Source organism: Sorangium sp. So ce362, assembly GCF_051519845.1.
In the GTDB taxonomy this organism is placed as follows: domain Bacteria; phylum Myxococcota_A; class Polyangia; order Polyangiales; family Polyangiaceae; genus Sorangium.
The window spans coordinates 3,852,551-3,872,175 of sequence record NZ_CP150332.1 but is presented as its reverse complement, the minus strand read 5'-3'; the positions used below and the strand labels follow the sequence as shown (position 1 = coordinate 3,872,175).

Here is a 19,625-nt window from a genome sequence, read left to right as displayed (position 1 = left end):
GTGCATGGCTCGAATTCTGCTCACCCTGACGATGCTCCTCCTGGCCGCCGCATGCGGTCGCTCCGACGCTCCCCAAGAGGCCGGCTCGCTCCCTGGCACGAACAAGAACGCGGCGCCCCAGCCGGCCGCCGGCGGGGAGGTCCCCCTCACCGGTGCGGGCGCGACGTTTCCGTACCCGCTTTATGTGAAGTGGATCGCCGAGTTCCAGAAAGCGAACCCCAAGGTCAAGATCAACTACCAGTCCATCGGCTCCGGCGGCGGGATCCGGCAGATCACCGAGCGGACCGTCGACTTTGGCGCCACCGACGCGCCGATGACCGAGGAGCAGCTCGCGAAGGCCGCCGGCATCCTGCACCTGCCGACCTGCCTGGGCGCGGTCGTCCTGACCTACAACATCGAGGGCGTGCCGTCGGGCCTGAAGCTGACGCCGGAGGCGGCCGCGCACCTCTTCCTGGGCAAGATCAAGAAGTGGAACGACCCGGCCATCCAGAGGGAGAACCCGGACGTGAAGCTCCCCGACAAGGACGTCGCGACGGTTCACCGCTCGGACGGCAGCGGGACGACCAAGATCTTCGTCGACTACCTGAGCGCGGTGAGCCCGGAGTGGAAGAGCGGGCCCGGGACCGGGACCAGCGTCAACTGGCCGGGCGGCCTCGGCGCCAAGGGCAACGACGGCGTCTCCGCCCTCATCACGAGCACGCCCGGCGCGATCGGCTACATCGAGCTCGCGTACGCGGTGCAGAACAAGCTCACGTTCGCCTCGCTCAGGAACAAGAGCGGCAAGTTCGTCGCCCCGTCGCTCGAGAGCACGACCGCCGCGGGCGCCGGCGTCGCCACCCGGATGCCGGACGACCTCCGGGTCTCGCTCGTCGACGCCGAGGGCGAGGACGCGTACCCCATCGCCGGCTTCACCTACCTGCTCGTGTACCAGGAGCAGAAGGAGCTCGCGAAGGGCAAGGTGCTCGCCAGCTTCGTGAAATGGGCGCTGCAAGACGGCCAGAAGTTCACCAACGATCTCCACTATGCGCCGCTGCCGACGGCCGTCGTGGAGAAGGTCGACAAGAAGCTCGCCGCGCTGGTGGGCCCTGACGGCAAGCCCCTCCTCGCCCCATCACCATGAAGGAAGGCGCGTCAGCGGCGCATACGGCGCTCCGTCGCGCGCCGCCGACGCGCGCGCAGGATAGGTCCATGAGCACGGTGGAAGTCCCGATGCAACAAGCCGCATCGTCCGCGCCGGTGATCGACGCGGCGCGCGGCGCGCGCGGCGCGGATCGAGCGTTCCGCGTCATCCTGACGGTGTTCGGCCTGACGGTGCTCGCGGTGCCCACGCTGATGGTGCTGCAGCTCGTCCAGTCATCCCGGCTGGCCATCGACAAGTTCGGCCTGGGGTTCCTCACCGGCACCGTGTGGGACCCTGCGCGCGAGCAGTTCGGCGCGCTGCCGTTCGTCTACGGCACGGTCGTCACCTCGCTGATCGCCATCGTGCTCGCGGTCCCCGTCTCGCTGGGACTCGCGATCTTCCTGTCGGACCTGGCTCCCCACCGGATCCGCAAGCCGCTCGGCTTCATGGTCGAGCTCCTCGCGGCGATCCCGAGCGTCGTCTACGGGTTCTGGGGCATCGCCGTGCTCCGCCCCTGGCTCCGGGACACCGTCGAGCCGTTCATGATCGAGTACTTCGGCTACCTGCCCCTCTTCGAGGGCCCGCCGCTCGGCTTCGGCATGTTCGCCGCAGGCGTCATCCTCGCGATCATGATCGTCCCCACGATCACCTCGGTGTCGCGCGAGGTGATGCAGGCGGTCCCGCAGCTGCATCGCGAGGCGGCGATCGGCCTCGGCGCGTCCGCGTGGGACACCATCCGCTACGCGGTCCTGCCGTCCGCGCGCTCGGGCATCATCGGAGCGATCATCCTCGGGCTGAACCGGGCGCTCGGCGAGACCATGGCGGTCACGATGATGATCGGCAACGTCCCGAAGGTGAGCGCCTCGATCTTCCACCCCGGGTACTCGATGGCGAGCGTCATCGCCAACGAGTTCGTCGAGGCGACCAGCGACATGTACGTGTCGGCGCTCTCCAAGATCGCGCTGCTCCTCTTCGGGGTCGCCCTCGTCCTCAACCTCTTTGCCCGGTGGCTCGTGAGCTCGACCAAGAGCAAGCTGGAGAGGCACGCATGAGCAGCGACACCCCTGCCCCCGTGGCGAGCCCGTCCACCGCCCCCCGACGCACGCTGCTCACGCCCGCGCCCGGCGAGCGCCTGCGCCGCGCCCGCGGCTACTTCTTCGAAGGGCTCTGCGTCGCGAGCGCCGTCGTCGTCCTGGTCCCGCTGTTCTTGATCTTCATCTACGTGGTCAGCAAGGGCCTGAGCGGGCTGTCCCTCGACTTCTTCACCCAGCTCCCGAAGCCGGTCGGCGAGGAGCGGAGCGGCATGGGCAACGCCGTCGTCGGCACGCTCATCCTGGTCGCCATCGGCTGCGGCATCGGGCTGCCGACAGGCATCCTCGCCGGCATGTACCTCGCCGAGATCGGGCGGGGCAAGCTCGCGAGCGCCATCCGGTTCATCGCCGACGTGCTCGGCGGCGTCCCCTCGATCACCATCGGCGTGTTCGTCTACGCCCTCGTCGTGGTCACGATGAAGCGCTTCTCGGCGCTCGCCGGCGGCATCGCGCTCGCGATCGTGATGCTCCCGACGGTGACCCGCACGACGGAGGAGCTGCTCAAGCTCGTGCCCGCGCACCTCCGCGAGGCGTCGCTCGCCCTCGGCGTTCCGGAGTGGCGCACGAGCCTCCTCGTCGTGCTCCGGACGGCCTCTCCGGGCATCGGCACCGGCGTGATGCTCGCCGTGGCCCGCATCGCCGGCGAGACCGCGCCGGTGCTCCTCACCGCGCTCGGCTCCCAGTACTGGAGCGTCGCCATCGACCGCCCCATCGCCTCGCTGCCGGTGCAGATCTGGAGGAACGCGACCTCGCCCTACCCGAAATGGCAGCAGGAGGCCTGGACCGGCGCGCTCGTGCTGATCGCCATCGTCTTCTTCCTCAACTTGCTCGCCCGCATCGCGACGTCCCGGAGCGTCAAGGCACGTTAAAGGCACCCGATGAGCTCGCTCGACTCACCGCACAATGGACAGACCGGGGAACACCGCGGAGACCTCGACGCCGACATCGTCGACCACCGCTCCGCGGAGCCCGAATCCGAGGCGCCGCCGGCCAAGATCAGCGTCACGCGGCTGAACGCATATTTTCACAAATTCCACGCCATCCACGACATCACGTTGGACATCCCGGACGGCCATGTCACCGCGGTCATCGGCCCGTCCGGATGTGGCAAGTCGACGTTCCTGCGCTGTCTCAACCGGATGCACGAGCAGGTGCCCGGGGCCACGGCGAAGGGCTCGGTGATGATCGACGGCGTGAACATCTATGATAAGGCAGTCGACCCGGTGCGACTGCGCCGCCGCGTCGGCATGGTGTTCCAGAAGCCCAACCCGTTTCCCACCATGTCGATCCGCGAGAACGTCCTCGCCGGGCACAAGCTGAACGGCGTCTCCGTCAAGAACTCCACCGGTCTCGTCGAGAAGTGCCTGCGCCAGGTCGCGCTCTGGGACGAGGTGAAGGACAAGCTCGACCAGTCCGGGCTCTCGCTCTCCGGCGGCCAGCAGCAGCGGCTCTGCATCGCCCGCGTCCTCGCCGTCGAGCCCCAGGTGATCCTGCTCGACGAGCCGTGCTCCGCGCTCGATCCGATCGCGACCGCGCGCGTCGAGGAGCTCATCGATGAGCTGAAGCAGCGATATACTTGCGTGCTCGTCACGCACAACATGCAGCAGGCCGCGCGGTGCTCCGACTACACGGCTTTCTTCTACATGGGGGACCTGGTGGAGTTCGACAGAACCGAGACAATTTTCACCAACCCGAAGGAAAGCAAGACGGAAGATTACGTCACCGGTAAGTTCGGCTGAGGGGAGAGGGGAATTTCATGCCGACGTCGCGCACGAGCAAGGTCTACGAGCACGAGCTGCGCACATTGCGCGAAAAACTGCTCCTGATGGGCAGTCTGGTCGAGGAGATGATCCAGAAGGGCTCGACCGCGCTCGCGACGCGCGACACGGGCCTCGCCAAGGCGACGATCCGGCTCGATCGCCGGATCAACCGCCTGGAGTGCGAGGTCGACGAGCTTTGCATGAGGATCCTCGCGACGCGCCAGCCCGTCGCTTCCGACCTGCGCTTCGTCACGACCGCGCTCAAGATCGTCACCGATCTGGAGCGGATCGGCGACCTCGTGGTGAACGTCTGCGAGCGGGTGCAGGAGCTCAACGAGGAGCCGCCGCTCGCGCCGGCGGCGGAGCTGCAAGGCCTCTCGAACGAGGCGATCGAGGTGGTGCACGAGGCGCTCGACGCGCTGGTCGCCCGCGACTGCGAGCGGGCGCAGCAGCTGCTCACGCGCGACGACGTGATCGACGAGCACTACGCCCGCATCTTCCAGGAGGTGCTCCGCATGATGAGCCGCGATCCGAGCACCGTGTACAGGGCCACGCGCATCCAGTCGATCGCGAAGTACCTGGAGCGCATCGCCGATCACGCCATGAACATCGCCGAGTCGGTCGTGTTCCTCGTCAAGGGCACGGACATCCGGCACAGCAACCGCCTGAGAGAGAACGACCCGCTCACCTCGCCGCCGCCGCCGCCCGGGCTGCGCCTGCGCTAGACGCCGCCAGTGCCGTCCGGAGGCGCCGCCCCACCGTGGCCGTGCGCGTGCCCGTGGTGCTCCTCGGGCCCGTGCTCGCCGCCGCAGCGGGCGTCCTCCCAGCCGACCCAGTACGGGCCGTCCGGGCCGTGCTCGCGCTTCCAGATCGGCAGGCGCGCCTTGATGCCGTCGATGAGCAGGCGGCACGCCCGGAACGCCTCGCCCCGATGCGGCGCGCTCGCGGCGCAGGCCACGGCGACGTCGCCGATGTGAAGCGCGCCGACCCGGTGCGTCGCGGCGACGCGCACACCGGGGATCTCCGCGGCGATCTCCGCCAGGACCCGCTCGAGCTCGGCCTCGGCCATCGTCCCGTAGGCCTCGTACTCCAGCAGCGTGACCGACCGGCCGTCGTTGACGTCCCGGACCACGCCGAGGAACGTGGCGATGCCGCCCGCGCCAGGATGGGACACGGCGGCGATGAGCTCGTCGAGGCTCAGCGGCTCGGCGCGGATCCGGCTCACGGCGCGCTCCTCTGGAAATGACCGGAACGGCCCCCGCTCTTCTCGAGGAGCTTGATCTCCGAGATCACCATCTCGCGGTCGATGCCCTTGAGCATGTCGTAGATCGTCAGGCACGCGGCGCTCACCGCGACCATGGCCTCCATCTCGACCCCGGTGCGATCCAGCGCCTCCGCGGCCGCGGTCACCCGGATCGCCGCGGAGGGCTCGTCCACGTCGAGCTCGACCGCGACGTGGGTGAGCGCGATCCCGTGACAGAGCGGGATGAGCTCCGGCGTGCGCTTCGCCGCCATGATCCCGGCGATCCGCGCCGCGGCGAGGACGTCGCCCTTCGGCGCGTCGGCGCGCGCGACCCGGGCGATCGTCTCGGGGCGCATCAGGACGGCGCCCGACGCGACCGCGCGGCGGTGCGTGACGGGCTTGCCTTCGACAGGCACCATGCGGGCCTCGCCGCTCGGGGACAGGTGGGTCGAGAGCGCTCCGCCCTCGCCGGGTCGATCAGGGGTCTGCGACATCGCTCCGGAATCTGACACGGCAGCCGCCAGGACCGAAGCCGATCCGTGATCCGGCGCCGCGCAGGTCAGCCGCCGATCGCGCGGATCGACACCGTGGAGGCCGTCTCTTCCGTGCAGCCCTTCCAGACCTTGCCGTCCGGCTTGAGGCGCCACGCCTCGTCCAGGCGCCGGCGGATCGCCGCCGGATCGCCCGCCTTCGCCTCGCGCGAGGCGTCGACGCCGTCGTCCGTGGCGAGGCACGGCCGGAGCACGCCCGTCGAGGAGACGCGCAGGCGATCGCAGCTCTCGCAGAACGTGTCGCTCGTGCCCGTGATGAACCCCACGCGGAGCGACGGGTCGCGACGCGCACGGACGTACCTCGCCGGCCCGAGCCCGGGCTCGGTGACCGCGTCCTCCTGGAGGAGGTGCTCGGCGAGGCGCGCCCTCATCTCGGGCGCGGTGACGAGGTGCTCGCCGACGAGCTTCGCGCCCTCGGCGATCGGCATCACCTCGAGGAAGCGCGGGACCATCCGCCGCTCCCAGGCCCACAGCGCGAGCCGCTCGATCTCGTCGTCGTTCACGCCACGGAGGACCACCGTGTTCAGCTTGATCGACGAGAAGCCCGCCGCGATCGCGGCGTCGATGCCCTCCAGCACGCGGGCGAGCTCGCCGCCGCGGGTCATCTCGCGGAAACGCCGGGGATCGAGGGAGTCGATCGAGACGTTCAGGCGATGCAGCCCGGCCTCGCGCAGCGGCGAGGCGAGCCGCGAGAGCTGCGAGGCGTTCGTCGTGAGCGCGAGATCTTCGAAGCCGAGCGAGGCGAGGCACGCGACGATCGAGACGATCTCGGGGTGGAGCAGCGGCTCGCCGCCGGTCAGGCGGACCCGCCGGATGCCGGCGTCGCGCAGGGCCTCGAAGATGGTGCGCCAGGCGGACGTCATCAGCCGGACGTCGGCGTAGCCGTCGTGGCGCGACGGGCGGCAGTAGGTACACGCGAAGTCGCACCGGTCCGTGACCGAGATGCGCACGCTCCGCGGCGCAGGCCCCGCATGCGCAGAGGGCGCCCCGCCGGCGCCCTCCCGGTACGGGATCACGGCGGCGCGGCGGCCGGGCTCCCCGCCGCCGACGAGCGGCAGCGAGCGCCGCTTCGAGGCCGAGGCTTCGGCCGCCGTGCGCGCAGAATCGAGGCCGGTAGAAGAAGGCATGACGTGTCCCTAGCGGGTCCCCTAGCCGCCTGCCACCGGTGGGATGAGCGCCACCTCGTCACCGAAACCTACAGGATCGCTCGAGGTCGCATAGACGCCGTTCACCGCCACCCGGATAGAGCCCTTGTAGGGCGTCAGCCCCGGATAGCGAGCGCAGACGTGATCCAGGAGCTCCGCCGCAGTGCAGGGGCCAGGCAGGGGCAACGCCACTTCTCCGGCGCCGAGGACGTCCCTCGCGCCTGCGAAAGCGAGCACGCGAACCGCTGCATCCATGGCTGCAACCTAGCATCGCGCCGCTGCCGCGACACGACGAACTGGGGCCGAGCGACCTGGGAGCGCCCGAGCGAGATCGAGTCTACCGGGCCCGGCCGGCACGGCTATCATCGGACCGCTCACCGCCATGTCCGAAGAAGGCTTTTTACCGGGCACGATCCTGGCCGGTCGCTACCAGGTCCGCCGCGAGCTAGGGCGCGGCGGCATGGGGGTCGTCTATCTTTGCCGCGATCTCGTGATCGACGAGCGCGTCGCCGTGAAGCTGCTCGACCGGCCAGGCGCGGCCGCGCGCCCCGAAGACGCCTGGTGGTTCCAGGAGGAAGCCCGGGCGCTCGCCGGCCTCTCGCACCCGGCGCTCGTGAAGGCCCGCGACTTCGGCGCGCTCAGCAACGGGACGCCTTACCTCGTGATGGACGCCGTCCCGGGGAGGTCGCTCCACGAGTGGCTCTACCTCGCCCGGCTCGAGGACCCGCTGCCCTGGCCGATCATCTGGAGCGTCATCGACCAGGTCCTCGGCGCGCTCGCGCACGCGCACGCGCGCGGGGTGATCCACGGGGACCTGAAGCCGTCCAACGTCCTCGTCGACCTCCAGCACGGCGGCGAGCCGCCGCTCGTGCACGTGCTCGACCTCGGGCTCGCGTGGCTCATCCAGGACCGGGTCGATCACCGGCTCGACGGCTCCAGGGAGAGCGAGCCCACCGTGCGCTGGGGCGCGGGCACCCCGGGCTGGATGGCGCCGGAGCAGATCCGCTTCGCGGCGCCGCACGTGGGGTCCGCGACGGACCTCTACGCGCTCGGCTGCATCCTCTACGCCCTGCTCGCCGGCGGCGAGGTCTACGACGGCACGAACGACGAGCTCCTCCAGCAGCACCGGAGCGCGCCGGTCCCGGACCTGCCGCTGCCCCCGGAGGTGCCGGGCGACGTCGCGAAGTTCGTGAAGCGGCTGCTCGCGAAGCGGCCCTGGCACCGCTTCGACTTCGCGGGCGACGCGCGGCGGGTCTGGAAGCGGTTCGAGCCGCGCAGCGACGTGAACGTGACCGCCACGCCGCTGCCGCTCGCCCTGCTGACGAGCGGCCGGCTTCCCCCGAGCCGCAAGGAGCTGCTCACCCCCGAGCTGATCGAGCCTCCAGACGACGATCCGCCGCCGTCCGTGACGACCACCGGCCTGCTCGCGCTCCGGCCGAGCCCGTTCGTGGCCCGGACTGGCGAGCGGGCGCGCCTCATGGAGGTCGTGGCCGAGATGGTCGACGCGCCGAAGGCGATGCACCGGTTCGTCCTGCTCGCGGGCGAGGCGGGCGTCGGCAAGAGCCGGCTGGCCGAGTGGCTCTGCGAGGAGGTCCACGAGCGGGCGTTCATGGTGCCGCTCCGCGCGCGCTACCGGCGGATCGCGGCGCCGCTCGACGGCGTCCTCGGCGCGGTGACCCAGCACTACCGGCTGGAGCGGGCCGAGCGCGAGATCGTCGAGAAGGTGCTGATGAACCTCTGGGAGGTCCCGCCCGAGGACGAGGTCGGCAAGACGTGGGTCGCGGCGACCGCCGAGTGGATCAAGCCGTCGCCCCCGGGGAGCGAGGCGGTCGGTCCGACGGGGAAGCGCTTCCGGCTGGACCGGCCGGAGCTGCGCTGGCTGATCATCCGCAAGACCCTGGAGCGGATCGGCCGCGACCGGCCGGTGCTCCTCTGGCTCGACGACCTGCACTACGCGTCCTCGACGACGTTCGAGGGGCTCCTCACGCTCCACCGCGACGCGCCGAACCTCGGCCTGCTCGTCGTCGCGACCGTCCGGAGCGAGGCGGTCGAGAGCGATCCGGTCGCGGCGAAGCGGGTGGAGGGGGCGCTCGCGGCCTACGGCGGGGAGCGGCTCGACGTCGCCCCGCTGAACCCCACGCAGACGCACGCGCTGCTCCGGGAGACGCTGCCGCTCGACGACGCCGCGGCCGAGGCGGCGACGGCCCGCTGCAAGGGGAACCCGCTCTTCGCGCTGCAGCTCTTGCACGCGTGGGCGGGCGGCGGCCATCTGCAGCTCCGCGCGGGCAAGTACTTCGTGCCGAAGGCGTCGATGGCCGTGCAGGCGGCGACCACCGCCGACCTCTGGGAGGAGCGGCTCGCGGCCCTGCCCGAGGAGCTCCGGGCCGGCGCGCGCGCCGCCGCCGCGCTCGGCGGCGACATCCGGCGCGAGATCCTGCGCGCGCTGCTCACCCCGCTCGACATCCCCGCGGACCGCGCGATCGCGGCCATGCAGCGCGCCCAGATCCTCCTCGCGGTGGGCGATCGCCTCCGCTGGCCGCACGCGCTGCTCCAGGAGCACCTCCTCTCGCAGCTGTTCCTCGAGCCGGACGCGGCCCGCGTCTTCCGCGCCGCCGCCGACGCGCTCGGCGCGCACCCGGCCGCGTCGAGCCGCCGCATCCTCCGGCACCGGGTGGTCAGCCTGCTGCGCGCCGGCGACACCGACGAGGCGGCGGCGCTCATGCACGCGCACGTGGCGGCGCACTGGCAGAGCTCGCGCGACATCGCTGCGACGCTGCGCGATCTCGCCGTGCTCGACGGCAAGCTGCCCGGGGGCAGCGACTCGCGCCCGGGCCTCCGGGGCGGCGTGGAGACGCGGCCCGCGCTGACGGGGACGCGGCTCGGGACGCAGCTGCGCTTCCGGGCCGAGGCGCTGCGGCTGGCGGGGCGGCTCGAGGAGGCGCGGCGCGACGCGGAGGACGCGCGGCGCATCTTCGAGCACGCCGGCGATCGGGAGAACCAGGCGCACTGCCTGCGCCTGCTCGGGCACATCGCGTCGGACGTCGGCGCGGAGGCGCAGGGCCGGCGGCTCGTGGCGCGCGCGCACGCGATCTTCGACGAGATCGGCCACCGTCACGGGCAGGCGCAGTGCGAGGTGCTGCTCGGGGAGATCGACTACCAGCTCGGCGAGCATGCGCGGGCGCGGGCGGTGCTCGCGTCGGGGGAGGCGCGCTTTCTCGAGGTCGGCGATCGGCTCGGCCGGGCGCAGTGCCTGCTGCTCCAGAGCATGGTCGAGCAGGCCGGGGCGCTCTCGGAGGCGGCGCGATCGCTGCTCACGACGGCGCGCGCCAACTTCGACGCGATCGGCTACCGGCTCGGGCTCGCGCAGTGCGACCTGACGCTCTCGCACGTGGATCACCGCCTCGGCCGCTTCGAGGCGTCGCGCGCGGGCGCGCTCGCGGCGCGGCAGAGCTTCCGCGATCTCGCGAACCCGCGCGGCGAGGCGGGGTGCGAGCGGCTCCTCTCGATGGCCGCGCTCGACGCGGGCGCGCCGGAGCTCGCCGAGGAGCACGCGCTCTCGGCCGGCAGGATCTACGAGACGCTCGCGGACCCGTGGGGCCTCGTCGAGGCGCGGCTGCTCTTCGCGCAGATCGCGCTCCACCGCGGGGACGCGGAGCAGGCGCGCGAGCACCTCATCGCGTGCGAGGCGGTGGCGCTCGCGGAGGCGGAGCCGCGGCAGCACCGGCACCTGACGCTCGCGTGGCTCGCGTACCACGAGGGGCGGTTCCACGAGGCGGCGCGGGAGCTCGACGCGGCGCGGGCGTCGTTCAAGGACAGCCGGACCGGGGACCACACGCCGCAGCTCCTGGAGCGGTTCGCGCGGATGGGGTGGCCCAAGCCGGCGGGGACGCGGATCAGCGGGTGGATGCGGACGCTGGCGCTCGCCTGATTTCCGAGGCGAGTTAGGCGTGTTCCGTGGCGCTACAGACGCTTTCAGCCGAGACGAATGTCAGGCCCGAAGCGGCAACACGTCCCCAACGGCTCGTGTGGTTCGCGGGGTGGTGGGGCCCCGACGAGCTTTGCTCGGCGGGGCGGCGGGGGCGCGTGCCCCCGCCGTATAACTAACGTGGTGGGGCCCCGACGAGCTTTGCTCGGCGGGGCGGCGGGGGCGCGTGCCCCCGCCGTGTAACTAAAGCGGTAGCCAGAAGTCGGGGCCGAAGAGGCGGCGCGCGGCCTCGATGGTGCGGAGGGCGCGGGGGAGGTCGAGCTTGGCCTGGTGCTCGGCCAGCTGCACGACGTAAGGGATCCAGAGCGGCCGGCAAACGACGAGCGCCGCGAGGTGGAACTCCGCTTCCTCGGTCTGACCGAGGTCCACCGCAACCCGCGCAAGGAGGCTGTGCACCGGGACCGGCGACCCGAGCGGCGCGATCGCCGTCGCACAGCGACGCACGTTCTCCGCGGCCGCCTCGCTGGGATGCCGCCGGAACTCCTGGAACGCCTCCTCGAGCTCGTGCTCGTCGCTGACCTGCTCCGGCAAGTGCTCCGCAACGAGCTTCTTCCAGTGATCGACGAACGGCAGCTCCGCGAGCGCGCTCGACCTGTCGACATGAGCGAGGAGCAGATCGGCCTCCTTCCAGTCGCCAGCCTCGCGGGCGAACTCGAGACCGGAGACGACCCGGGCCTCCTCATGGAGGCCCGGCTCCTTCGTCAAGAGCCAGCGCTGCCAGTAGAGCGCACCCCGGAAGGCGACGCGCGCGAGCGGATCCTTGCCCTCGGCGCGCATCTGCAGCGCCACATCCATGAGCGCGCTCTTGTGCCGCTGCACGTCCCCGACCTCGAGGCTCACCGGCCAGGCGCAGAGCCCGCACGCCTCGGAGATCATCGTGCCCCCATCGCGCCGCGCGAGCGCGGCCCGCCAGCAGGTCGTGCAGCAGGAAACCTCCCCGACACAGCACAACGCTACCACGACGCGCGCGGCACGCGAGAGGTCGTCGCCGGCAAGTGGCAGGCAGACAACAGCTCCGCGCGCGACGGCGACGCACAGAGCGGGCTCATGGTTCTCGATCTCCACCGAGGCTTCCTGCACAATGGCCGTTGGCGGCGGCAGAGGGGGAAGCAGGCGGCCGCTCGAGGTGCGGATTGGCGATCGAGCTCGAGAGGACAACGCGGCAGCAGGACACTCCCGGCGCCAGGCGGCGCCAACGATGAGCCATCGTGATCTCTACCGGGCCGCGTTCGAGGCGGCCGAGGACGCGCTCCTCCTCCTCGAGAACGGCCGCGTGATCGACGCCAACCCGAGCGCGGTGCGGCTGCTCGCCGGGCCAACGGAGGGCCTGCTCGGGCGCGAATTCACGGGCCTCTCGCCGCTCCTGCAGCCCGATGGACACGCCTCGGCGGAAGGCCTGAAGCAGCGGATCGACGCGGCGAGCCGCGGCGAGCCGCAGCGGTTTCGATGGCTCTACGGGCGACCGGGCGGCGGGTTCATCCAGGCCGACACGCAGCTCGCCCGGCTCGCCCTCACCGAGGGCACGGGGACGATCCTGCGCGCGGTGGTGCGCGAGGAGGACAAGGAGCAACGGCGCCTCTACGCGCTCGCCGTCGACATGCTCGGCATCGCGACGCTCGACGGACGCTTCAGGGAGCTCAGCCCCTCGTGGGAGCGCACGCTCGGGTTCAGCCGCCAGGAGCTGATGGACCGGCCGTACGTCGAGTTCATCCACCCCGAAGACAGGGCGCGCACCCTCTCGGAGACCGATACGTTCTCGACCGGCGCGCAGACGCTCACCTACGAGAACCGCTTCCTCTGCAAGGACGGCTCGTACCGGTGGCTCGAGTGGAACGCGATGCTCGCGCTCGACGAGGGGCTCGTCTACTTCGTCGCCCGCGACGTGACGCGGCGCAAGAGCGCCGAGCTGGCGCTCCGCGAGTCCGAAGAGAAGCTGCGTGCGCTCTACGAGGGCATCCCGCACGTCCTGACCGTCGTCGACAAGGACGCGCGGATCGTCTCCGTGAACCGGACTCCTCTGGGGATCGATCAGGAGAGCCTCGTCGGCCGGAGCCTCCACGATTTCACGTCGCCGGAGTACCACGCCACCGTGAAGGAGGCGCTGGAGACCGTGCTCCGGACGGGCGACCGGGCGCACTACGAGGTGGTCGGCGTCGGGATGAACGGCGGGCGAGCGTGGTACGCGAACCACGTCAGCCCGATCCGGGGTGCCGACGAGGTCACGAACGTGCTCATCGTGGCGGAGAACATCACCGAGCGCCGGCGCGCCGAGGAGCTGCGCCGGGAGAGCGAAGCGCGGTTCCACGCGGCCGTCGAGGCCAGCATGGACGCGTTCCTCACGATGAGGTGCCGGCGCGACGAGGGCGAGGAGATCGCCGACCTCGTGATCACGGGCCTCAACGCGCGCGCCGCGGCGATGCTGTCGATGCAGCGCGAGCAGCTCCTCGGCCAGCGCCTCTCGGAGCTCGATCACTCGGTCGAGGCCGGCGTCCTCCTCGAGAAGTGCCTTCGCGTCATCCGGAAGGGAACGCCGCTCGCGGAGGAGATCTTCCTGCCCGCGCCGCCCGCCCAGCCGGCGCGCCCGGGCGCCTGGGTGCACCACCAGGTCGTGCCGATCCAGGACGGCGTGGCCGTGACGATGCGGGACACCACCGACCGCAAGCGGCTCGAAGACCAGCTGCGCCAGTCGATCGAGCGCCTCGAGGCGTACGCCGAGGAGCTGGAAGGCAAGAACCGGATGCTCGCCGAGGAGAACGCCGAGCGCGAGCGGACCGCGAGCGTCCTGCGCCAGCAGCAGGAGGCGATCCGCGCGCTGTCGACGCCCATCATCCAGGCGTGGGAGGGCGTCCTCGTGCTGCCGATCATCGGTGCGCTCGACAGCGGCCGGGCCACGCAGATCATGGAGAAGCTGCTCGGGGAGGTCGTCCGCACGCAGGCCCACTTCGCCGTGCTCGACCTGACCGGCGTGGAGGACGTGGACGCGCCGACCGTCGACCACCTGTTCCAGGTGGCCCGGGCCGCGAGCCTGCTCGGCAGCCGCTGCCTCATCTCGGGCATCTCCCCCCGGGTCGCGCAGGCGATCGTGGAGCTCGGCAGCGACGCGCGGACCTTCGAGACCTTCGGCGAGCTGGAGGACGCCCTGCGCCACGCGCTGCGCGTATCCGGCGCGCGCCTGCCGAAGGTGCAGCGCAAGGCGCGGTAGCTCCCTCGGGGCTCCGCCCCGAACCCGCGCCGCGCGCGTCTACGCTTCGTCGGCCGCGAGCTCGTCGTAAAGCTCACGGGCTCGCGCCGCGTGGCGCGCCGCCTCGGCGCCCTCGCCGATCGCCGCGGCGTACGCCACGGCGCGGTCGTACGCCGCCGCGGCTGCCCGCAGATCGCCGCCCCGATCGTAGTGGTGCGCGAGGAGGGCCGCGCCCTCGTCGCGCGCCACCGCGTCCGGGGCGCGGTGCTCGAGCCAGTCCGCGACGAGCAGGTGGATCCGCCGCCGGATCTTGAGGCTCAGCATCTCGTAGGCGACCTCGCACGTGGCGTGCTCCGCGAACACGTACTCGCGCTCGCCGGGGAACGACGCGGGGGTGCGGAGCCGGATCAGCTGGCGATCGCACAGGCGCGCGAGCAGCTCGGCGGTGGAGGCGCCGGCGCCGTGCCGCACCGAGAACGGCGGGTCGAGATCCTGGAGCTCGGCGAGGATGCGCTCGCTCGACATCGGCGAGCGCGCCTGCGGGGCGTCGTTCCGGAGGCGCTCCACCGCGCCCTCCCAGAAGGTCCGGCCCACGACGGCCGCCTGGGCGAGGAGCCCGCGCGCGTCGGCGTCGAGGCGATCGAGGCGCGCCTGGACGACGCCGTGCACCGACGGCGGCAGGCTCAGCGTGCCGATCGCGTCCTCGCGCACGCGCCAGGCGCCGTCCTGCACATCGATCGCGCCGGCGTCCACGAGGAGCTGGAGCATCTCCTCGACGGTGCGCGGGTTGCCCTCGGCGCGCTCGGCGAGCGCGCGCACGAGCTCCGGGTCGAGCTCCGAGACGCCGCGGAGCCGATCCCGGATCATCTCCTCCGCGTGCCGCCGCGCGAGCGGGAGCGCGTCGACGCGGACGTAGGCTTCCTTCGCGATGCCCCAGTCCGGGCGGCGCTCGTAGAGCTCGGGGCTCGCGGCGCACACCGCGCAGAGCGGCAGCCCCTCGGCGTGCGCCACGAGCTCCTCGATGAGGTCGAGCGTGGCGTCGTCGGCCCACTGGAGGTCGTCGCACACGATCACCATCGGCGTCCGCTCGAGCGCGAAGGTGACGAGCTGCGCGAGCGCGGCGGCGATCCTGCGCTTCGCCAGCACGCTGCCGCGCGCCGCGGCCTCGAGGAGCCCGGCAGGCGCAGGCCGCGCGCCCAGGATGGCCGCCAGCCGGGCGAGGATGTCCTCGAGGTCGCTCGATCCGCTCGACCTCGCCAGCGACGGGGATGGATCGAGCTCGTCGTCGTCCTCGTACCGCACCGCGCCGGCTGCCCTGCGCCCGCTCACGGTCGAGCTGACCGGCCCTCGCAGGGGGATGGTCGACGCGCGGGTCACCATGGGCGACGCGCCCCCCAGCGCAGCGCGGGTCCCCGCGCCGGCGGCCTCCTGCTCGGCGCGGGCGCGGGCGCGCGCGGTGCGCAGGCGGAGCCAGCGCAGGCCCCGGCGCAGCTTGCGCAGGATGACCTGGGCCGGGTCGGCCTCGTGGATCCCGAACCAGCGGCGGAGCAGCGCGCCGGCCAGCCCGTAGCTCGTCTCCCGCGCGAGCGCCGAGCACTGCGCCGAGAGGACGAACAGCCCCTCGGACGGGGAGGACGCGGCGCCGCGCTCGGACGAGGGCGCGCCGAACGCCGGCCCGTCGCCGAGGCCCGCGATGAGCTCGGCGAGCATCCGTGTCCGGCCCACGCCGGGCGCGCCGACCAGCGTGACGAGGCGCGGCCGCCGCTCGTGGAAGGCGGTCTCGACGAGATCGCGCAGGCGCTGCATCTCCGCGCCGCGCCCGACGAGCCGCGTCGCGAGCCCGTGGAACTCGGCCGGCGCGAACGCGCGATGGAGCGGGGCCTCGCCGAGCACGCGGTAGATCGGCAGCGCCGCGCCGCGAGCGGCGGGCACCGGCGACGCCGGCGCCGCCCGGACCGCGCCGGAGTCCGCGCTCGCCTCGATCGGCTCGACCCGGAAGCGCCCGAGGACGAGGCGGTGGGTGTCGCGGCCGATCACGATCGCGCCGCGCGGCGCGAGCTGTTGCAGGCGCGCGGCGACGTCCACCGCGTCGCCGAGGACCGCGAGATCCTGGCGCGCCGAGCTCGCGGCGCCGACGAACACCCGCCCCGTCGAGATCCCGATCCGCACCGAGAGGCGGAACGAGCGCGCCGCGCGCGGCAGCGCGAGGCGCGGGATCGCGGCCTGCGCGCCGAGCGCCGCGACGATCGCCCGCTCCGCGTCGCAGTCGGTCGAGCGGGGGACGCCGAAGACGGCCATGACACGCCCGCCGATGGGCCGCTCGACGATCCCGTGCATCTGCTCGACGTGCTCCGCGAGCGCCTGGTAGCAGCGATCGACCACGTCCTTGACGTCCTCGGGATCGAGCCGCGACGAGAGCGCGTTCGCCTCGGAGAGATCGGCGAACAGGACGGTGCAGACCCGGTGCTCTCCGCCCTCGAACGGGACGCCGGCCCGGCCCCTCGGCGCGCTCCGATCCGGGCTGACGCTCCCCCGGCCCCCGCTGCTCTCCGGCGGCCGCCGCTGCGGCCGCGACGCCGGCGGCCGCGACGGCGGCGGGACCGAGAGCGCGGGCGGCGGAGGCAGCGGCGGCAGGTGGACGGCGGCGAAGTCGAGCAGCCCGTCGGGGTCGTTGTCGGCGTCGTCGTCCGCGGCGCCGCCGTCCGGGCCGAACCCGGGCGCGCGCAGGGTGTCGCGCGCCACAACGACGACGCTGGAGCGCTGGGCGGCCTCCAGGGCGGACCACATCTCGCCGAGGTTGTGGAACCGCTGCGCGGGGTTGATCGCGAGCGCCCGGCCGAGGACCGCATCGACGTCGGCGCTCGCGTTCACCCCGCGGGCGCGGAAGCTCGGCCGGATCGACTCGTCGCTCGACGCGACGAAGAGCTGGATCACGTCGCTGCCGGAGAGGGCGGGCTGACCGCTGGCGACCTCCACGAGGATGAGGGCCATCGCATAGACGTCGGTCCATGGCCCCGTGGCGCCGAACCGCGGGCTGAACTGCTCCGGCGCGCCGTACTGCGGCGTGAAGGCGCGGAACGTTCGTCCCGTCTGGACGAGCGCCTCGGCGAACGTCGGCGTCTCGGAGAAGACCTTGGCGAGGCCGAAGTCGAGCACCTTCATGCGGTCGCCGAGCAGGAACAGGTTGGCCGGCTTCACGTCCCGGTGGGACACGTTCTCGTCGTGGGCGACGGCGAGCGCGGAGGCGACCGGCGCGAGGAGCTTGATCGCCTCGGCGAGGCTCCTCGGCGGCAGGTTCTCGGCGCGGCGGCGCCTGAGGTCGTGCTCGAGCGTCTCGCCCTCCAGCCACTCCATGACGATGTACGGCGTCCAGGGCCCCTTCGGCGCGGCCGCAGCGCCGATGTCGAGCGCCTGGACGATGCCCATCGTCCGGCGCGAGAGCTGGTGGAGCAGGCGCGCCTCCTCGCGGAACTTGGCGAGGAAGGCGTCCTGCGGCTCAGGGCCCAGGCCCGTCGGGATCTTGAGGCATTTGACGGCGACCGGCGCGTCGAAGCCGAGGTGCCGGGCCCGGTAGACGACGCCGAACGCGCCCTCGCCCGCCAGCGCCTCGACAGCGAACTGACCGTCGATGATCGACCCCACCCAGCCGAACGGGTCGCTGGCCTGCATCGTTACCTAGGCTACCTGCTGCGACGAACCACGAGCAAGAGAGGCAGAGGCAACGGCCGGCGCAAGTCGCGGGCCCGGACCGCTGGGGCCGGCGAGGAGGGGCCACGCGGGGGCAGTGACGGTGGGGAGATGGACGGCGGTGTGGCTGGCACGGCGTCCGAGAAGATCAGCGGGTGATGAAGGTGAAGAGATCCTCGTCGCCCGTGAAGGTGAGCACCTCACCCCCCTCGTGTTGAGCTCGTGTTGAGATCGACCACGGGGCCAGGGCTCGCGCAGCTCACGCCGCAGGGACGCCGAAGAAGTAATAGCCCTTGCCACAGAGCGGGAATTCATAGGTGCCGTACTCCCACCGGAACGAGCCGCCGAGCGGGGCGACCATCTCCCGCAGCTCGGCCTCGGTGTAGACGCGGAGCGTGCTCACCACGCCGTCCCACACGCTGGCCGCCGCGGCGATCGGCGTCGCCCACGTGAGCCACGCCTTGGCGGCCCGGGATCGGCGCGTGAGCAGCGGGTTCGCGGCGAGCGCGGCGACGCCGACCGGCACCATGGGCAAGAACCCCAGCGGGTTCCGCTCGAACCCCTCGGACAGGAAGATGCCGGACGAGCCGCGCGCCGCGTCCGCCAGGATCGCCCGCGCGAGCTCGGGAGAGAAATGGTGGAAGGCGTTGATCATCAGCCGCGCGCGGCCCTCGGCGAGCGCCCGCGGGATGCGCGTCGCGTCCACCGGCGAGGGCTCGAAGGCGACGAGCGACGGGTGCCGCGCGGCGGCTGCCGCCCACGCTTCCGGCTGCGGCAGGACATCGGTGAGCACGAAGCGCGGCGGCGTCGCGCCCGCGCGGAGGAGCTCGTCGATGAGCACCTCCGACGGCCCGGCCGCGCCTGCGCCGAGCTCGATGACCTCTGTCGCCCCCGAGGCGGCGAGGAAGCGCCGGAACGGCGCGATCAGGCCGCGCAGCATGCCGCCCCACCGGATCGTCCGGCTCAGCGACTCGATGATGAGCTCGCGCAGCGGACCGGGAGACCACGGCGAATCGTTCCACTCGAAGAGCGAGAGGCGAGGGAGACCGCGCTGCATCCGTTCACCGTCGACCGCCGCGGGCGGCGGCGCCATCCTGAACGCATGAACTTCCTGCTTCATCGGCACCTCGCCGCGCGCGACCTCGGCTCGGTCGCCGCCGGCGCGGGCGCGATGCTCCCTGACCTCTGGCGCATGGCGGACCGGCGCGTGAAGCCCGCGCGCGCGCCCGAGCGCCCCGACGCCCCGACGACCTGCCTCGCCGAGGTGCTGGCCGGCATCGATCACCACGTCGCCCTCGACCGCTGGTTCCACGCCGCCCCCGTCTTCGTGGAGGGGGAGCGCCGCCTCTCCGAGGCGCTGCGCGGCGCCGCGCTCGGCGCGCCGCGGCTGGCGCTGTTCGCCCACGTGCTCTGGGAGATGTGTCTCGACGGCGCGCTCGTGCGCCGGACCGGCCTCGCGCCCCTCCTCGACGACCTCCGCGCCGGCCTCACGGCCATCGCCGGCGCGCCCACCGAGGCCGCCGCCTCGCTCCATCATTTCGACCGGCGCGCCCCCTCCCCCACCGCCGCGCTCACCGATCGCCCCGCCTTCGAGGCGCGCCTCCGTCACATCTGCGACGAGCTCGCCCGCGGCCCCTGGATCGCCGGCTACCAGCACGGCGCCGGCCTCACCCTACGCCTCTCCGGCGTGCGCGCCCGCTTCGGCATGCCCCCCTTCACCCCCGAGCAGCACGACCACCTCGCCGCGCTCCTCGACACCCTCACCCCCTCCGCCGACGACGCCCTGGACGACCTCCTCCACACCGCCCCGCCCCGCCGCTAAGCCGTCCCCCATCCCTCCCTCTTAATCCCGACGGCGCCCC

Annotated in this window: 15 protein-coding genes; 8 read left to right on the top strand and 7 right to left on the bottom strand. The window is 72.5% G+C overall.

The window, feature by feature from the left end; genetic code table 11:
- The first annotated feature begins 4 nt into the window (after positions 1 to 4).
- From pstS to phoU, 5 genes are all read left to right on the top strand, one after another.
- Complete coding sequence (gene pstS, locus WMF17_RS15170; RefSeq protein WP_437650127.1) at positions 5 to 1,120, top strand: phosphate ABC transporter substrate-binding protein PstS; 1,116 nt, start codon at positions 5 to 7, stop codon at positions 1,118 to 1,120.
- Between the two features lie 68 nt (positions 1,121 to 1,188).
- Entirely contained in the window at positions 1,189 to 2,172 is a 984-nt protein-coding gene (gene pstC / locus WMF17_RS15165; RefSeq protein ID WP_437650126.1) for a phosphate ABC transporter permease subunit PstC, read from the top strand.
- On the top strand, positions 2,169 to 3,080 hold the full coding sequence (gene pstA / locus WMF17_RS15160; protein WP_437650124.1) for a phosphate ABC transporter permease PstA: 912 nt from the start codon (positions 2,169 to 2,171) through the stop codon (positions 3,078 to 3,080). Before pstC ends, pstA begins: the two co-directional genes overlap by 4 nt.
- Before the next feature lie 9 nt (positions 3,081 to 3,089).
- The gene (gene pstB / locus WMF17_RS15155) at positions 3,090 to 3,950 is read left to right on the top strand and encodes a phosphate ABC transporter ATP-binding protein PstB (protein ID WP_437650122.1); all 861 of its coding nucleotides are present in this window, start codon (positions 3,090 to 3,092) and stop codon (positions 3,948 to 3,950) included.
- A 17-nt stretch (positions 3,951 to 3,967) separates the two neighbouring features.
- Entirely contained in the window at positions 3,968 to 4,696 is a 729-nt protein-coding gene (gene phoU, locus WMF17_RS15150; protein WP_437650120.1) for a phosphate signaling complex protein PhoU, read from the top strand.
- Here phoU and WMF17_RS15145 read toward each other — a convergent pair.
- From WMF17_RS15145 to WMF17_RS15130, 4 genes are all read right to left on the bottom strand, one after another.
- On the bottom strand, positions 4,693 to 5,196 hold the full coding sequence (locus WMF17_RS15145; protein WP_437650118.1) for a molybdenum cofactor biosynthesis protein MoaE: 504 nt from the start codon (positions 5,194 to 5,196) through the stop codon (positions 4,693 to 4,695). The genes phoU and WMF17_RS15145 overlap by 4 nt on opposite strands.
- Positions 5,193 to 5,708: a cyclic pyranopterin monophosphate synthase MoaC gene (gene moaC / locus WMF17_RS15140; protein ID WP_437491183.1), complete on the bottom strand. Its 516-nt coding sequence runs from the start codon at positions 5,706 to 5,708 to the stop codon at positions 5,193 to 5,195. Before moaC ends, WMF17_RS15145 begins: the two co-directional genes overlap by 4 nt.
- Positions 5,709 to 5,773: 65 nt before the next feature.
- Positions 5,774 to 6,892 (bottom strand): GTP 3',8-cyclase MoaA, encoded by a 1,119-nt coding sequence (moaA, locus tag WMF17_RS15135; RefSeq protein ID WP_437650116.1) that lies wholly within the window; start codon positions 6,890 to 6,892, stop codon positions 5,774 to 5,776.
- A gap of 21 nt (positions 6,893 to 6,913) precedes the next feature.
- A complete protein-coding gene (locus tag WMF17_RS15130; protein WP_437580366.1) occupies positions 6,914 to 7,165 on the bottom strand; it encodes a MoaD/ThiS family protein in 252 nt (83 codons plus the stop codon).
- A gap of 127 nt (positions 7,166 to 7,292) precedes the next feature.
- Here WMF17_RS15130 and WMF17_RS15125 point away from each other — a divergent pair, with 127 nt between their 5' ends.
- Positions 7,293 to 10,838 carry a protein kinase domain-containing protein gene (locus WMF17_RS15125; protein ID WP_437602776.1) on the top strand — a complete coding sequence of 1,182 codons (3,546 nt, stop codon included), beginning with the start codon at positions 7,293 to 7,295 and terminating at the stop codon, positions 10,836 to 10,838.
- A gap of 240 nt (positions 10,839 to 11,078) precedes the next feature.
- Here the strand turns inward: WMF17_RS15125 and WMF17_RS15120 are convergent, their stop codons facing one another.
- The gene (locus tag WMF17_RS15120; RefSeq protein ID WP_437602775.1) at positions 11,079 to 11,771 is read right to left on the bottom strand and encodes a hypothetical protein; all 693 of its coding nucleotides are present in this window, start codon (positions 11,769 to 11,771) and stop codon (positions 11,079 to 11,081) included.
- Between the two features lie 322 nt (positions 11,772 to 12,093).
- On the opposite strand from WMF17_RS15120, the gene WMF17_RS15115 reads away from it, so the two are divergent.
- Positions 12,094 to 14,097: a PAS domain S-box protein gene (locus WMF17_RS15115; RefSeq protein WP_437650114.1), complete on the top strand. Its 2,004-nt coding sequence runs from the start codon at positions 12,094 to 12,096 to the stop codon at positions 14,095 to 14,097.
- Between the two features lie 39 nt (positions 14,098 to 14,136).
- Here WMF17_RS15115 and WMF17_RS15110 read toward each other — a convergent pair whose 3' ends face one another.
- A complete protein-coding gene (locus WMF17_RS15110; protein WP_437650112.1) occupies positions 14,137 to 17,745 on the bottom strand; it encodes a protein kinase domain-containing protein in 3,609 nt (1,202 codons plus the stop codon).
- A gap of 277 nt (positions 17,746 to 18,022) precedes the next feature.
- The gene (locus WMF17_RS15105) at positions 18,023 to 18,883 is read right to left on the bottom strand and encodes a hypothetical protein (protein ID WP_437650110.1); all 861 of its coding nucleotides are present in this window, start codon (positions 18,881 to 18,883) and stop codon (positions 18,023 to 18,025) included.
- Between WMF17_RS15105 and WMF17_RS15100 the strand changes: the two genes are divergently transcribed.
- Positions 18,866 to 19,585, top strand: a complete 720-nt coding sequence (locus WMF17_RS15100; RefSeq protein WP_437602771.1) for a hypothetical protein — start codon at positions 18,866 to 18,868, stop codon at positions 19,583 to 19,585. The genes WMF17_RS15105 and WMF17_RS15100 overlap by 18 nt on opposite strands.
- Positions 19,586 to 19,625: the final 40 nt, after the last annotated feature.

What these genes read in the sequence shown, in the direction of transcription:
- WMF17_RS15125 (WP_437602776.1), top strand. Translation starts at nt 7,293, where the DNA reads ATGTCCGAAGAAGGCTTTTTACCGGGCACGATCCTGGCCGGTCGCTAC.
- WMF17_RS15105 (WP_437650110.1), bottom strand. Translation starts at nt 18,883, where the DNA reads ATGAAGCAGGAAGTTCATGCGTTCAGGATGGCGCCGCCGCCCGCGGCG.
- WMF17_RS15115 (WP_437650114.1), top strand. Translation starts at nt 12,094, where the DNA reads ATGAGCCATCGTGATCTCTACCGGGCCGCGTTCGAGGCGGCCGAGGAC.
- pstB (WP_437650122.1), top strand. Translation starts at nt 3,090, where the DNA reads ATGAGCTCGCTCGACTCACCGCACAATGGACAGACCGGGGAACACCGC.
- pstS (WP_437650127.1), top strand. Translation starts at nt 5, where the DNA reads ATGGCTCGAATTCTGCTCACCCTGACGATGCTCCTCCTGGCCGCCGCA.
- moaA (WP_437650116.1), bottom strand. Translation starts at nt 6,892, where the DNA reads ATGCCTTCTTCTACCGGCCTCGATTCTGCGCGCACGGCGGCCGAAGCC.
- WMF17_RS15110 (WP_437650112.1), bottom strand. Translation starts at nt 17,745, where the DNA reads ATGCAGGCCAGCGACCCGTTCGGCTGGGTGGGGTCGATCATCGACGGT.
- WMF17_RS15100 (WP_437602771.1), top strand. Translation starts at nt 18,866, where the DNA reads ATGAACTTCCTGCTTCATCGGCACCTCGCCGCGCGCGACCTCGGCTCG.
- WMF17_RS15130 (WP_437580366.1), bottom strand. Translation starts at nt 7,165, where the DNA reads ATGGATGCAGCGGTTCGCGTGCTCGCTTTCGCAGGCGCGAGGGACGTC.
- pstA (WP_437650124.1), top strand. Translation starts at nt 2,169, where the DNA reads ATGAGCAGCGACACCCCTGCCCCCGTGGCGAGCCCGTCCACCGCCCCC.
- WMF17_RS15120 (WP_437602775.1), bottom strand. Translation starts at nt 11,771, where the DNA reads ATGATCTCCGAGGCGTGCGGGCTCTGCGCCTGGCCGGTGAGCCTCGAG.
- pstC (WP_437650126.1), top strand. Translation starts at nt 1,189, where the DNA reads ATGAGCACGGTGGAAGTCCCGATGCAACAAGCCGCATCGTCCGCGCCG.
- phoU (WP_437650120.1), top strand. Translation starts at nt 3,968, where the DNA reads ATGCCGACGTCGCGCACGAGCAAGGTCTACGAGCACGAGCTGCGCACA.
- moaC (WP_437491183.1), bottom strand. Translation starts at nt 5,708, where the DNA reads ATGTCGCAGACCCCTGATCGACCCGGCGAGGGCGGAGCGCTCTCGACC.